Here is a 15643-nt window from a genome sequence, read left to right on the forward strand (position 1 = left end):
CGGATGGAGCCGGTCAACGAGCCTGTCAGAAAAGCCCCGGTTTTAGAAAGAAAAAAAGCCGGGCGCGTCAGTCCCAAACGCATACTGTTCCATGTTTGTACGGCAACGCTGGCGGTGTTACTGCTGTACCCGGTCATTTGGCTGTTTGTCAGCTCGTTTAAAGAAAGCGCCAGTATTTTTACAACCTCACATTCTCTCATTCCCGACCCTTTTATTCTCAGTAACTATGCTGAAGGGTGGAAGGGCATTGCGGGACAGCCGTTTCTGACGTTTATTAAAAACTCGGCGATCATTGTCGGACTGTCAACAATCGGTGCCGTCCTGTCATCGGCTGTCATTGCGTACGGATTTGCGCGTATTCCGTTTAAGGGAAAAAAATTTTGGTTTGCGTGCATGATGGGGACGTTAATGCTGCCTCATGAAGTGTTGATGATTCCGCAGTATATTATGTTTGCGAAATTAGACTGGCTGAATTCCTTTAAACCAATTGTCGTTCCGCAATTTTTCGGGCATGCGTTTTTTATCTTTCTGATGATCCAGTTTATCCGGACGATTCCCGAAGAGCTGGATGAAGCCGCGCGAATCGACGGATGCGGGCGCTTTGCCTGCTTTTGGCGAATCATTCTCCCGCTGATTGCCCCCGCGCTTGCGACGTCTGCGATTTTCTCCTTCTATTGGAAGTGGGAGGAGCTGATTCAGCCGCTTTTGTATTTGAATAAGCCGGAGCTTTATCCTGTTTCACTTGCGCTGAAGCTTTTTCTCGATACAGAGTCGGCTTCGAACTGGGGTGCGATGTTTGCCATGTCGGCCGTCTCGTTATTGCCTGTGATTCTTGTTTTCTTTTTGTTTCAGAAATATATCGTTCAGGGCATCAGTACGACCGGATTAAAATAAAAAGGAGTGTTGCAGATGGCACAGCTTATCTTTGATGAAGAAAAGGTGACGTCGGTTATTGACCGGATCGTGAAACGGACATTTCAGATGGATTTTGCGTGGGATTGGCCGGGCGGCGTCGCGTTTTACGGCGTGGCGGAGGCCTATGAAGCGACGGAAAACGAGGAATATATCAATCTGTTAAAAACGTGGGTGGATGAACAGCTGGAGGATGGGCTGCCGCCGCTTTCAATCAACGGAGTTTCCATCGGGCATACGCTTTTGTTCCTCCACAAGGTGACGGGTGATGACGTGTATTTGGAAACAGCGGCCGAGATGGCGGAATATGTGCTGCATAAGGCGCCGCGCTTTGGCGAGGGTATCCTTCAGCATACGGTGAATGCGGCAGAATATGTGTTTCCTGAGCAGGCATGGGCGGATACGCTGATGATGGCTGGGCTGTTTATGCTGAGAATTGGGCGGATCATGGAGCGTGAGGATTATTTTGAAGACGGCCTGCGCCAGTTTCACGGACATGAGGATGTGCTTCAGGACCCTGTCACGAATTTGTACTACCACGCCTGGGACAACAAAGCGCAAAATCATCTGTCGGGGATTTATTGGGGCAGGGCGAACGGCTGGGCGGCACTCACGATGGCAAAGGCGCTCCCGCTCATTGAGGTGACACATCCTTCCTTTATGATCATCGACGGATCGCTCAGAGACCAGCTGAGCGCGCTTGTCCGGCTTCAGGATGAATCAGGGCTGTGGCATACGATTTTGGATGATCCGGATTCTTATCTGGAGGTTTCGGCATCAGCGGGTATTGCTTCTGCTCTGATATCGAGCGGAAAGCTGTATACAAAATATGTGCAGAAATCGCTTGCCGCCATTTTGGATGCAGTGGAAGAGGACGGACGGGTCAGCAAGGTATCGGCCGGGACAGCCGTCATGAAAAATGCCGAAGGATACAAACAGGTGCCTTACAAACGAATACAAGGATGGGGGCAGGGACTTGCGCTGACGTTTCTTGCTGATGTTTTGAAAACGAAAAAACGCGTGTATCAGTAAAGACAGCGGCGGGGGGAAAGGGATGAAAAAACAGCCTCAACAGAAGGAACGGGTTTCTCGCTGGAAGGGAACGTATTTTAAAAGAAACTTTGTCTTCATTTTGCTGATTGCCTGTATTCCCGGATTGCTGACTGGCGGCGCAATCTACTTTCTTTCGATCGACAAGGTGGAGAAAGAGCTGCAGAGATCGCATGAAACACAGGTGGCGCGTGAGGTCAGCCGAATGGATGAGAAGCTGGGAGTGCTTGAACTGGCACTCACCCAGATGGCCTACGATTCTTCACTGATGAACGGATTGGCCGAGAGGGATTTGGAGAAAGACTTTACGTTCTCCTATCAATTAACGAAAAAGCTGTTTCTTTTGCGGGACCAGCAGCCGCTGATCGAGCAGGCTTCCATCTTTCTGAACAGCCCCCGGCCACTTGTGCTGAGCCCTGAATACAGCGCTTTGACAGAACAGGAGGCGCTTCGCAAGTATCGCTCGCTGCTTTCCTCAGACCACAGCATTTATTGGAAACGGTCGGGAAACCAAGCGATGCTGATCCAGCTCATTCCGGGCGCGGCGGAGAAACCGTTCGGCGCGATCATGCTGGCGGTTGATCCGAAAGAAATGGAATCAATCCTGCAAAGCTTGTCCCCCTATCCTGATGGCAGTGCGCTGCTTTTGGATCAAAATCGAGAGGTGCTGTTTCATGAGGGAGAAAAAGATTTTAAAAAGACTTTACTTCAAGAGATAAAAAAACAGCCTGCTGAGAACGGCCATTTTCAGATGGAATGGGAAGGCAAGGTGTATTCTGTCTCCTTTGGAGAAATGAACCGGATGCATCAGCAATGGACCTTTGTGTCAGCGGCGCCTCTTTCAGCTATTACAGCGCCGATGGTGTTTTTATCAAAAGTGATCATCGTGATGCTGGTCATTTGCATCGGTTTGGCGGTATGCATGACATGGTATGCATCAAAAAAAATCTATCGTCCCATTCAGCATTTGCTTGGCTTGTTTACCGGTGGAGAGAAGAAAGTATGGCAGGCGTCCGGGCAGGATGAATTCAAGTGGATTGAAAAGAGATGGCAGGATCTATCCCTTGAAAGCCGGAAGCTCCAAGAGCAGCTCCTGCGGCAGACGCCCCATATGAAAAAGAGTTTTTTGCAGCACCTCTTGCAGGGGGATTTTTACTATGACAACGAGGACAGTCTCAGATCTCGGATGGAGGAGGCTGGCTGGAACATCGGCGGAAACGTGTTTCATGTGCTGGATCTACAGGTGACAGGGCTCCGCTGTGAAAAAAGCATCTTCCGTGAAGGTGATGAACAGCTTGCCGTGTTTACCCTGACTAATATCGCTGAGGAATTGGCGGATAAACGCGTTTTTCAGCTCTCCATACTTGATATCGGCCGGCTTTCTGTCACCGTTCTTGTGATAAAAACAAACAGCTCTGATCTGAAGGCGTATATAACAGAGCTGGCACGCCAATTTGGGAATGTAACCGGACTATGCCTGACCTCGACATTGAGCAGCGAGACGGAGCGTGTCACGGAAATTCCTTCTTTATTTCAGAATGTGAAAAGCGGCAAATCCCGCAGGCAGTTTGCTAACCGGGATCAGGTCATTGATTTGCAGGCCGACTTCCCTCAGGATGAGCAGTTCGCCCCTTATTACCCCTTTGAGCTGGAAAAACAAATTGTTCAGGCCATCCGGCTGGAAAGAAAACAGGAAGCCAAGGAACTGATAGATGGATGTATGAGGGAACTGGCGGAAAAGGCGGCCATAGACAGGCATGTGCATTCCGCCCTGATTCAGCTGTTTTCCCGCATTCAGGAGGATATTTTGCATTCCGGGCTCAATCCCAGCGAACTGTTTCAGCATCGGAATCCGTTTCTTGATATTTCAGAATTGCGCGAACCAAATGAAGCGGCGGCCTGGCTGATGGATGCAGTGGTGACGCCTTACCTTTCCAAGCTTGAGGGCAGAAAAAACAGACAGCAAAAGCAGCTGGCAGAACGTGTGATTGCGATGATTCACGAACAGTATATGGCGGACATTTCATTGGAAAGCTGTGCCGATGCGCTTGGCATGAATTCATATACGTTAAGCAAGGCATTTAAGCAAGTGACCGGCATTAATTTTATCGATTATGTGACCCAGATCAGAATCGAAAAGGCGAAAGAACTGCTGGTCAATACGAATAAAAAAATTCATGACGTATCAGAAGAAGTCGGCTACCGCCACAATTACTTTAACCGGATTTTTAAAAAACAGGTCGGCATGCCTCCGGGTGTCTTCAGGCAAATGTATCAGGAAACGCCGTGAAAGGAGAGAACATGTGATGAAGAAACCGATTCAAGTATTTTTAGCGGGGGATTCCACTGTGAGTGACTGCCCGCCTCATGAAGCGCCGATGGCGGGGTGGGGGCAGGTATTCGGGCAATTGTTTTCTGAAGATGTGCTGGTCCGCAATCATGCCAAAGGAGGAGCGAGCACCAATTCTTTTGTGGAGGAAGGAAGGCTTCAAGCAATTGCCGAACGCATCACACAAGGCGATTATTTGTTGATTCAATTCGGCCACAATGACCAAAAACCGCGGGGGACGAAGCCGTACTCCACATTTCAGCAGTTTCTTACCTTGTTTGCAGATACGGCACGCGAAAAGGGCGCGCATCCTGTGTTCGTCACATCGGTGCAGCGCCGCCGCTTTGATGAAAACGGACGGATTGAGCATACGCTCGGCGAGTACCCTGATGCGATGAAAGCACTGGCGAAGGAGCTCGATGTACCTGTGATTGATCTGCTTGCGAAAACAAAGGTGCTGTATGAAGCATACGGGCCGGAGGAGTCGAAGCGATTGTTCGTTTGGTTTCAGCCGAATGAACATCCGAATTACCCGGACGGCATTGAGGACAATACGCATTTTTCGGAAGAAGGGGCAATGGAGGTTGCGAAGCTTGTGGCAGAAGGCATTGAAGAGCTCGGACTTCCGCTTAAGGACCACCTTGTGAGCCGGGAGGGAAAAGAACATGTATAAGGAAGGCGCTTGCTTGTACCGCAATCCGCTCCGGTCTAAAAGCGATGTGAAGGACTGGCGGATGGAGGGAGGCGGACAGATCTCATTTGACGATCACAGCTTGCACCTGTCACATGTCCAGGATGAAGCGCACTTTGTCTTTTGGTGTCCGGAAACCTTTCCAGACGGCATCATTGTGACATGGGATTTCTCTCCGATCGAGCAGCCGGGATTGTGTATGCTGTTTTTTTCTGCTGCGGGAATGGGAGGCGAGGATTTGTTTGATCCAAGTCTCCAGAAAAGAACGGGACAATACCCCGAGTATCATTCGGGGGACGTCAACGCTCTCCACCTGTCGTATTTCCGCAGAAAATACGCGGAGGAAAGAGCATTCCGCACCTGCAATTTAAGAAAAAGCCGCGGTTTCCACCTCGCCGCAATGGGTGCCGATCCGCTGCCTGCTCCAGACGACGCTGATTCTCCGTATCGTATGAAGCTGATCAAAGACAAAGGCTATGTGCACTTTTCAATCAATGGTCTGCCCATTCTTGAGTGGATGGACGACGGCAGCACATATGGGCCTGTGTTAACAAAAGGAAAAATCGGGTTCCGGCAGATGGCCCCCATGAAAGCCGTTTACAGGGATTTTGCCGTGCATCAAGCGGTGAGAAGATGAAGACGAATGTAACGGATGCGCTTTATGCAGGCTGCGAAGCGGTGGTGAAAATAGCATGGCTCAACGGGCTGTGGCTGTTGTTTACACTTTTGGGCGGCGTTCTTTTCGGATGGGCGCCGAGCACAGCCGCGATGTGTGCCGTTATAAGGAAATGGCTGATGGGGCAAAAGGATGTCCCGATATTTCCGTTATTTCTCGATACCTATAAAAAAGAGTTTCTCAAGGTTAATGCGATCGGATTGGCGTTTTGGGCTCTTTTGCTCATATTGTCCGCGAACTATCATTATTTTTCTGCCAGTACGGATTGGCTGTCCTTTGCCGTAACAAGCTGCACGCTGCTTGCAGGGCTTTTGTATATCATCGCGCTGATGTATGTGTTTCCCCTTTATGTGCATTACCAGCTCCCGCTTCGCAAATATATTCCGCAGGCACTGCTTTTTGGCGCCATGAGGCCGCTGACGACCGGCTGTATGCTGATCGGGTGCGGATTTGTCCTTTATTTGCTGTATACGCTTCCTGGCCTGATTCCGTTTTACGGCCCATGTTTATTTGGGCTTGTGTTGATGTTTTTTGCTCTTAGGGGATTTCAAAAGACGGAGGCCCAGCATCATCAAGCCGGGTAACAAAAAAATGACAAATACGCAAAAAAGTGCATTGTCCGAAATAGGCAGATGCAAAAAAGTGAAATTGAAGACAGCTCACACAGCGCATAAAATCCAATTTAGGTAAGCGCTTACAGATAAATGAGAAGGAGCTGTCTGATGATTACACGAAGGAAACGCATGTTTACCGCTGTTACGTTGCTGGTCTTGTTGGTGATGGGAGCCTCTGTATGTCCTGTGAAAGCTGAAGGGGCAGCGCGGCAGATGGAAGCGCTGAACCGGGGGCTTGTAGCGGTCAAGACGGACGGGGGCATTTTTGTCAGCTGGCGGTTTCTTGGAACCGAAAACGCATCTGTTTTGTTCAATGTGTACAGAGACGGGCAAAAACTGAATGCTGCGCCTGTCAAAACAACGAACTATGTGGATAAAAACGGATCGGCGGGCTCAACGTATACGGTTCGGGCTGTTGTAAACGGTACCGAACAGCCGGCTTCTGAAAAAGCCTCCGTATGGGCGCAGCCGTATCATTCCGTCCCGATGGATAAACCGGCTGGCGGCACGACGCCAAAGGGTGAAGCTTACACGTACAGCGCTAATGACGCAAGTGTTGGCGATGTGGATGGTGACGGGCAATACGAGCTGATCCTGAAATGGGACCCGTCTAACTCAAAAGACAATTCACAGGATGGCTATACGGGTGACGTGCTGATTGACGCGTATAAACTGGATGGCACAAAGTTATGGCGGATCAATCTCGGCAAAAACATCAGAGCGGGCGCGCACTACACCCAGTTTATGGTGTATGACCTTGATGGTGACGGAAAAGCGGAAGTGGCAATGAAAACGGCAGACGGGACAAAAGACGGCACGGGCAAAGTAATTGGAGATGCCAATGCAGATTACAGAAATGAACAGGGGCGTGTGCTTTCAGGCCCTGAATATCTCACTGTGTTTCAAGGTTCAACCGGGAAAGAGCTTGTCACCGCAAATTTTGAACCGACGCGCGGCAATGTGTCGGATTGGGGAGACAGCTACGGCAACCGTGTTGACCGTTTTCTCGCCGGCATTGCCTACCTTGATGGACAGCGGCCGAGCCTGATCATGACCAGAGGGTATTACGCTAAAACCATGCTAGTTGCCTATAACTTCAGGGATGGAAAGCTGTCAAAGCTTTGGACGCTGGACTCCTCAAAGTCAGGAAATGAAGCGTTTGCTGGACAGGGGAATCACAACCTGAGCATCGCGGACGTTGACGGGGATGGAAAAGATGAGATTATTTTCGGCTCAATGGCTGTTGATCATGACGGGAAAGGCATGTACTCGACCGGATTAGGCCATGGGGATGCCCTTCATACAGGAGATCTTGATCCGGGCCGGCCGGGGCTTGAGGTGTTTCAAGTTCATGAGGACAAAAATGCAAAATACGGCTTATCTTTTCGGGATGCTGCAACCGGAAAAATCCTTTGGGGCGTTTATGCCGGCAAGGATGTAGGCCGGGGAATGGCTGCTGATATTGACCCGCGTTATCCGGGACAGGAGGTGTGGGCAAACGGTTCTCTCTACTCAGCGAAAGGGGTCAAAATCGGAAGCGGGGCTCCGTCCTCGACCAACTTCGGCATCTGGTGGGACGGCGATCTGCTGCGGGAACAGCTGGACAGCAACCGAATTGATAAGTGGGATTATCAAAACGGCGTATCGAAAAATGTGCTGACTGCATCAGGCGCAGCGGCTAACAACGGCACAAAAGCAACACCAACGCTTCAGGCTGATCTGCTCGGTGACTGGCGCGAGGAAGTGGTGTGGAGAACGGAGGACAGCAGTGCACTGCGCATTTACACGACGACCATTCCGACTGAGCACAGGCTGTATACGCTGATACACGATCCGGTGTACCGGCTTGGCATCGCCTGGCAAAATGTCGCCTATAACCAGCCGCCGCACACAAGCTTCTTTTTAGGAGACGGCATGGCGGAACAGCCAAAACCAAATATGTATACGCCTTAACTGAAAGGGGGAAGGAACGGGCTGCGCGCAGCCCGTTCCCATTAAAATGAAACCAAAAAAGAGGCAAATGGAATACCTGACCAGAGGTTTGATTGCGGTAAAGACAGAACAGGGCGTGTTTGTCAGCTGGCGTTTTCTCGGCACGGATCATGAGACGACGGCTTTTCACCTTTATCGGGATGGAAAGCGGATCACCCGCGATCCAATCGATGAAAGCACTAATTTTCTCGATCAAAATGGAACGGCTGACTCTGTTTATCAAGTGGCGGCTGTCAATAAAGGACGGGAAGAAAAGCTTTCCAAGGAAGCTCGTGTTTGGCAGGAAAATGTCCTGGAGGTTCCGCTTGCCAAACCGGAAGGCGGTGTGGCGCCGGACGGAAAGCCGTACACTTACAGCGCCAATGATGCCAGTGTCGGGGATATAGACGGGGATGGAGAATATGAAATGATCCTGAAGTGGGACCCATCCAATTCAAAAGACAACGCTCATGACGGTTATACCGGGGAGGTGCTCATAGATGCCTATAAACTGGACGGCACCTTTTTGTGGCGCATCAACCTCGGCAGAAACATCAGAGCGGGCGCTCATTACACGCAATTTATGGTGTATGACCTTGACGGTGACGGAAAAGCAGAAATCGCCATGAAAACAGCTGACGGCACAACAGACGGGAAAGGACATATCATCGGTGATGAGCATGCCGATTTTAGAAATGAACAGGGAAGGATTCTGTCCGGACCGGAATATTTGACGGTGTTTAAAGGAGAAACCGGTGAGGCGCTCACGACCGTGGAATATGAACCGCCCCGCGGCAAACTGGAGGATTGGGGAGACGGCTATGGAAATCGGATGGACCGTTTTCTCGCCGGGATCGCTTATTTGGATGGGGAGCGGCCGAGCCTCGTGATGGCGCGGGGCTATTATACGAGAGCCGTTCTCGTAGCATACGATTTCAGAAACGGAAGGCTCAAAAAACGCTGGCTATTTGACTCCAACCAGCAGGGCCATGAAGCGTACGCAGGACAGGGGAACCACAGCTTGAGCGTGGCAGACGTTGACGGAGACGGAAAAGATGAAATCATATACGGCGCAATGGCTGTCGATCATGACGGAACCGGCCTGTACTCAACGGGGCTCGGGCACGGAGACGCGATGCATGTAGGGGATCTGGACCCGTCACGAAAAGGGCTTGAAGTGTTTCAGGTGCATGAGGACGCCACGAAGCCGTACGGACTGTCACTGCGAGATGCCGGAACCGGTGAGATATTATGGGGCGTCCATGCTGGAACTGACGTTGGCCGGGGCATGGCAGCTCATATTGATCCAAGCTACAAAGGGTCGCTCGTCTGGGGAATTGATCCGCCGGGCAATGATGGCATGTCGTATGGGCTTTTCACGAGCAAAGGCGAAAAAATCAGCGACAAAGCGCCCGCTTCAGCCAATTTCGCCATCTGGTGGGACGGTGATTTGGTCAGAGAACTGCTTGATCATGACTGGGACGGAACGATTGGCAGGCCAAAGATTGAAAAATGGGATGCTGAAAACGGCTGTCTGAAGACGATATTTCAGCCGGCCGGCGTGCTGTCCAACAACGGCACGAAAGGAAACCCGGTTCTTCAGGCCAACCTGTTCGGAGACTGGCGGGAAGAAGTGATATGGAGAACGGAAGACAGCAGCGCGCTCCGTATCTATACAACGACACATCTCACCCGCCACCGCTTTTACACGCTGATGCATGATCCGGTTTACAGGCTCGGCATCGCCTGGCAGAATACCGCCTACAACCAGCCGCCGCACACGAGCTTTTACCTCGGAACGGGAATGAAAAAACCGCCGAAGCCCGCCCTGTACATAGTGGGAAGTAAAGCGGAGGCGCCGCTGTAGGAGGACTAAGGGATAAGACGCAAAGGCTGAACGCTACGACAAGATGATTAACGAACGGGCAGGACGAACCAATGCTCAAGCGCTGTACGCACCGGTCTTTTTCAAGGGAAGAGCTATCCGTGATGGAAGCTGTATAAAAAACGAGGAGGAATGAAAAAATGGCAAATCATATTTATCTTGCCGGCGATTCGACTGTTCAAACGTATGGAGACAGCACAAATCAAGGGGGCTGGGGGCAGTTTCTCGGCTCGCATCTGCCGGAGCATATTCAAGTGATCAACAGAGCGATCGGGGGAAGAAGCTCGAAAACATTTGTGGAAGAGGGCAGGCTTCAGGCAATCCTCGATGTGATTGAGCCGGATGATTGGCTGTTCGTGCAGATGGGCCATAATGACGCGTCAAAAAATAAGCCGGAGCGCTACACCGAGCCCTATACTACTTATAAACAATATTTAAAGCAGTATATCGCAGGCGCGCGGGAAAAAGGCGCCCATCCGCTTCTCATTACCCCCGTAGCCCGCTTTCATTACGAAAACGGCGTGTTTTTGAACGATTTTCCTGATTACTGCATTGCCATGAAGCAGACGGCTGAAGAGGAGAATGTCCAGCTCATTGATCTGATGGAGAAAAGTCTCGCTTTCTTTACTGAGAAGGGCGAGGAAAAAGTGTACACCTATTTTATGATTTCAGAAGGGATTAACGATTACACGCATTTTACAAAAAAAGGCGCAAATGAAATGGCGAAACTTGTGGCAAAAGGCATAAAGGAGCTCGGCCTGCCATTGACAGAATCGATCATCAAAGAAAGGTGAAAATGGGATGAGAAAACTGTATCATGGCGCTTGCTATTATCCGGAATTATGGGATGAAGAGACGATTCAGCAGGACATTGACATCATGCGTGAAGTTGGCGTAAATGTTGTGCGGATCGGCGAATTTGCCTGGTCTGTCATGGAACCTGAAGAAGGAAAAATTGACGTCGGTTTTTTCAAAGAAATCATCGCCCGGCTGTATGAAAGCGGGATCGAAACGATTATGTGCACGCCGACGCCTACCCCGCCAATTTGGTTCTCACACGGCCGGCCCGAACGCATGCATGTCAATGAAAAAAGAGAGATCATGGGGCATGGCTCCCGTCAGCATGCCTGTACGAACAACCCGTATTTCCGAAAAAAAGCCGCCATCATCACCACAGCCATCGCCAAGGAGCTTGGCCGGCTCCCGGGGCTGATCGGATGGCAGCTAGACAATGAGTTTAAATGCCATGTTGCAGAATGCATGTGTGAGACATGCTTGCGCTTATGGCATGACTGGCTCAAAAATCGCTACGGGGTGATTGAGCGCTTGAATGAAGCTTGGGGAACCGATGTGTGGAGCGAAACCTATCAGACGTTTGAGCAAGTCCCACAGCCGGGACCGGCCCCGTTTCTGCATCACGCTTCCCTAAGCACCATGTATCAGCTGTTTTCGATGGAGATGATCGCTTCGTTTGCGGATGAACAGGCCAAAATCATCCGCTGCTATTCAGATGCGCCGATCACGCATAACGGATCAGTCATGTTCAGCGTGGACAATGAGCGAATGTTTCAGAATCTCGATTTTGCCTCCTATGACACGTACGCTTCGCAGGAAAACGCCTCTGCCTTTTTATTGAACTGTGATTTATGGAGAAATCTGAAACAGGGACGCCCGTTTTGGATTTTGGAAACGAGTCCGTCGTATGCCGCCTCGCTTGAAAGCTCCGCTTACCCGCACGCAGACGGGTATTTGCAGGCCGAAGCCGTATCGTCCTACGCCTTAGGAAGCCAGGGATTTTGCTACTGGCTATGGCGACAGCAGCGTTCAGGCAGCGAGATTTCCCACGGTTCGGTTCTCAGTGCCTGGGGCGAACCCACCATCGGCTATCAAAATGTGCTGGCGGTTGAGCGGGCAAGAAAGGAAATCGAGCCTATTATTCTATCGACTGAACCCGTTCAAGCCGAGGCGGCAATGACTTACTCTGACAGAGCAAAAGCATTTATTAAAACTGAGCCTCACCGGGGACTCCGGCATCGTTCGCTTGTGACGCATTTTTATGAACGTATTCTCAACACGGGGATTCACCGTGACCTTATTCCGGAAGGCGCTCCACTGGACGGCTATCGCTTGCTGTTTACGCCATTTGTGCCGTATTTGTCTTCTGAATTTATCAAAAAAGCTTCGGCATTCGCTGAAGCGGGCGGCATCTGGATCACTGGGCCGCTGACAGGAGGGCGCACATGCGAGCATACCATTCATACCGATTGCGGACTTGGCGAACTTGAGAAAACGTCAGGGATCAAAACACTTTTTACCTTTCCGATGAATGAGAACGTGAATACAGGAAAAGCGTTTGGCATCACGGCACCGCTCGGACTATGGAGCGCGGTGTTTGACACAGAGAGCGGAAACACCCTTGGCACGGTTGAATCAGGACCGGGGGCGGGCCATGCATTTCTGACGGAACGGAATTACGGCGAGGGGAAAATTGTCATGCTGGGCTCGCTTCCATCCGGGAAAGAAGGGGATGCGATGCTGGAAGCGCTCGTTAGGCATTACGCGGAGGAAGCTGTTATTTCCAGCCGGTCGGATGTGACACCCGGCACGATCGTTGCCCCGCGTATAGGCGAAAACGGCCTTGTGTGGATCGTTGTGAATATGGATGGAAAAGGCGGGAGCGTGACATTGCCGGAAGCGGGAATGGATTTGTTGACGAACTGTTTGACCAAAGCGGGGAGGCTGGCGGTCGGACCGCATGAATACCGTGTGATTCAATTTGACAATCCCAGCTGATTCTTTGCATCGAATCAGCTTTTTTCTATGGAGGGAGAGACCGATGAAAAAGATCAAATGGTTATCAGGACAGCCAAAGGTGATAAGCGGTGTGACGTGGGGCGTGCCATGGAAAAAAGGAGAATTAAAAAAGGGTGACCGTCTGGCGCTTATGAATGAAAACGCGGAAACGCGATATGTGCAAAGCGAACCGTCGGCCTATTGGCCGGACGGGAGCATCAAGTGGACAAAGCACGCGGCGGTGTTTGGCGGTAAGGAAAACCAAAGCTTTATCGTACAAAAAAGAGAAGTCCCGCAGCCAACTGAATCGCTCAGTATTCATGAGACAGAGCACGATATCCAAGTGGATACAGGAGCACTCGTTTGTACCATTCATAAAACAGGATCTGATTTCATTCAATCATTGCAGATCAACGGAAAGCCGATCGCCGCAGGCGGGAGGCTCGTTGCCATTAGAGAAACGAGAAAGGAGTCAGCGGCGGAAACGGTTCTTTTTCAAGAAACGTCTGTCAGCGTTATCAAACGGGCGGCGATTGAGCAGAGTGGTCCTGTCAAAGCAGTAGTCAAAATCGAGGGAGTGCATGTGCTCCATAAAACGAATGAAGAATGGCTGCCGTTTGTCATCCGATTGACGTTTTATGCCGGGCTGTCTGAGATCGGCCTTGTGCACACGCAGCTGATTGACAGGAGCGGTAAACAAGAATTCATAAAGGGGCTCGGTATCGAATTTGCCCTTTTTTGGGAGGGAGAGCCGTACAACCGCCATTTCCGCTTTGCGGGAGAGAAAGGGATGTACAAAGAACCCGCCCAGCTGTTTGGCACACGTAAATTCAATGAACGATATCCGCTTTATGAAAAACAAATCAATGGAGAAATGCTGTCTTCAGATGAAGAGCATAAGGAATGGTTTGCACATGGCACACAGAATGCGGTTTGGGACGATGTCAAGCTCGTGCAAGATTCCAGCGATCATTACAGCCTGTCTAAACGGACCGGAAAAGATTATGCGTGGATCGGCATGCTGCATGGCAGCCGGGCGAAGGGGCTTTGCTATGCGGGCGGAGAAAATGGCGGTGTGGCTCTCGGCCTGCGGTATTTCTTTGAGAAATATCCTTCAGCACTGGAAATCACAGGTCTTGCCGGCAGCCGCCCCAAAATGACTATCTGGCTTTGGCCTCCGGACGGCGAAGCGATGGATTTGCGGCATTATACAGGAAACACCCACGTGGCCAGCGCGTATGAAGGCTTTGATGAAATGCGCTCTGATCCGACAGGCATTGCGAACACAAATGAAATAAGCCTGGCGTGCTTTTCGCACATGCCGTCTGACGAAGTCCTCAATGCGCTGGCTGACAAATGGCAGGCGCCGCCGCTCATTGTATGCGAGCCGGACGTCTATTACGAATCAAAAGCACTCGGGGTATGGAGCATCATTGACACATCCCATCCGCTCAAAAAAGAGCTGGAAGAACAGCTTGATGCGGCCTTTCTGTTTTATAAAAAGGAAGTAGAGCAACGCAGATGGTACGGTTTTTGGCATTATGGCGATGTCATGCATACGTATGACCCGATCCGGCATATGTGGCGGTACGATCTCGGTGGATACGCATGGCAAAACAATGAGCTCGTTCCGACCCTATGGCTGTGGCAGGCGTTTTTCCGCTCAGGCAGAGAGGATATCTTTCGCATGGCAGAAGCCATGACCCGCCATACGAGCGAAACGGACAGCTTTCACCTCGGTGAATACGCCGGACTTGGTTCACGGCATAACGTTGTGCACTGGGGATGCGGCTGCAAGGAAGCGAGAATCAGCATGGCCGGGCTTTATAAATTCTATTATTATCTGACGGGTGATGAGCGGACGGGAGATCTTTTGACAGAAGTGAAGGATGCCGATTATGCCCTCGTCAAAACCGATCCGATGCGCGCTTTTTACGAGAAAGGCAAGCACCCGACTCACGCCAGAACGGGACCGGACTGGGCGGCGTTTTGCTCGAACTGGCTGGCGGAATGGGAGCGGACCGAAAATCCGAAATATCTCAAAAAAATCGAAACGGGAATCAACTGTCTGAAGCTGCTGCCGCTCCGCTTATTATCCGGCCCGACATTTGAATATGACCCGGCGACCTCGATGCTTCATCACATGGGAGACGGCATTGCGGGCGGATATCATATGATCATTGCCTTCGGCGCGCCGCAAGTGTGGATGGAGCTGGCTGAGCTTCTTGATGACCGGGAATGGGAGGATATGCTGAGTGAATTCGGCGAATTTTACACACTCAGTGATGAGGAAAAACGGAAAAAAAGCGGAGGCGCTCTTCATGACAGGCATTTTCACTGGCCGATGTTCGCCGCCGGTATGACAGCCTACGCCGCGAGAAAAAAACAAGATCCTCATCTCGCCGCCAAAGCGTGGAATCTTTTGCTCGATGATAAGCTCAGCCATACGCCGCTTCCGATCAAACCGGAGCGCATCGAGACATGGACGCAGCTAGAGGAGCTTCCATGGGTGACAACGAACACTGTCTCTCAATGGTGTTTAAATGTCATAGCGGCGCTGGAACTGATCGGAGATTCCCTTCCGGCAAAAAAAGAAACATCGGGCAAAAAAGGATAACAGCCGGAATTTCATAGGAGAAATGGTGCAAAAAATGAAGATTGCAAGAATTTATGTAAGCGCTTTATATTGAGAGGGGCAAAGGGGAAATGCAAATTGAAAAAA

Annotated in this window: 11 protein-coding genes; all 11 read left to right on the plus strand. The window is 50.8% G+C overall.

What is annotated here, in order from left to right; translation table 11 throughout:
* Positions 1-3: 3 nt before the first annotated feature.
* The 11 genes from NSU05_RS03750 to NSU05_RS03800 all read left to right on the plus strand — a co-directional run bounded on the left by NSU05_RS03750 (position 4) and on the right by NSU05_RS03800 (position 15538).
* On the plus strand, positions 4-894 hold the full coding sequence (locus NSU05_RS03750) for a carbohydrate ABC transporter permease (RefSeq protein ID WP_038428560.1): 891 nt from the start codon (positions 4-6) through the stop codon (positions 892-894).
* A gap of 15 nt (positions 895-909) precedes the next feature.
* A complete protein-coding gene (gene yesR / locus NSU05_RS03755) occupies positions 910-1944 on the plus strand; it encodes a rhamnogalacturonyl hydrolase YesR (protein ID WP_038428562.1) in 1035 nt (344 codons plus the stop codon).
* 22 nt (positions 1945-1966) lie between these two features.
* Positions 1967-4252: a transcriptional regulator YesS gene (gene yesS / locus NSU05_RS03760; protein ID WP_038428563.1), complete on the plus strand. Its 2286-nt coding sequence runs from the start codon at positions 1967-1969 to the stop codon at positions 4250-4252.
* A 13-nt stretch (positions 4253-4265) separates the two neighbouring features.
* A complete protein-coding gene (gene rhgT / locus NSU05_RS03765) occupies positions 4266-4964 on the plus strand; it encodes a rhamnogalacturonan acetylesterase (protein ID WP_082098068.1) in 699 nt (232 codons plus the stop codon).
* A complete protein-coding gene (locus tag NSU05_RS03770; RefSeq protein WP_038428566.1) occupies positions 4957-5619 on the plus strand; it encodes a YesU family protein in 663 nt (220 codons plus the stop codon). The genes rhgT and NSU05_RS03770 overlap by 8 nt, the downstream gene beginning before the upstream one ends.
* Positions 5616-6242, plus strand: coding sequence for a YesL family protein (locus NSU05_RS03775; protein WP_038428567.1), 627 nt, complete (start codon positions 5616-5618; stop codon positions 6240-6242). Before NSU05_RS03770 ends, NSU05_RS03775 begins: the two co-directional genes overlap by 4 nt.
* A 120-nt stretch (positions 6243-6362) precedes the next feature.
* On the plus strand, positions 6363-8225 hold the full coding sequence (rhgW, locus tag NSU05_RS03780; protein WP_082200927.1) for a rhamnogalacturonan lyase: 1863 nt from the start codon (positions 6363-6365) through the stop codon (positions 8223-8225).
* A 46-nt stretch (positions 8226-8271) separates the two neighbouring features.
* Positions 8272-10110: a rhamnogalacturonan exolyase gene (gene rhgX / locus NSU05_RS03785; protein ID WP_339204489.1), complete on the plus strand. Its 1839-nt coding sequence runs from the start codon at positions 8272-8274 to the stop codon at positions 10108-10110.
* Between the two features lie 158 nt (positions 10111-10268).
* Positions 10269-10922 (plus strand): rhamnogalacturonan acetylesterase, encoded by a 654-nt coding sequence (locus NSU05_RS03790; protein ID WP_003233813.1) that lies wholly within the window; start codon positions 10269-10271, stop codon positions 10920-10922.
* A 7-nt stretch (positions 10923-10929) separates the two neighbouring features.
* Positions 10930-12921: a beta-galactosidase YesZ gene (yesZ, locus tag NSU05_RS03795; RefSeq protein WP_038428571.1), complete on the plus strand. Its 1992-nt coding sequence runs from the start codon at positions 10930-10932 to the stop codon at positions 12919-12921.
* Between the two features lie 43 nt (positions 12922-12964).
* Complete coding sequence (locus tag NSU05_RS03800; protein ID WP_038428573.1) at positions 12965-15538, plus strand: hypothetical protein; 2574 nt, start codon at positions 12965-12967, stop codon at positions 15536-15538.
* Positions 15539-15643 lie beyond the last annotated feature (105 nt).

Source organism: Bacillus sp. EU52, assembly GCF_037964975.1.
Taxonomy (GTDB): domain Bacteria; phylum Bacillota; class Bacilli; order Bacillales; family Bacillaceae; genus Bacillus; species Bacillus subtilis.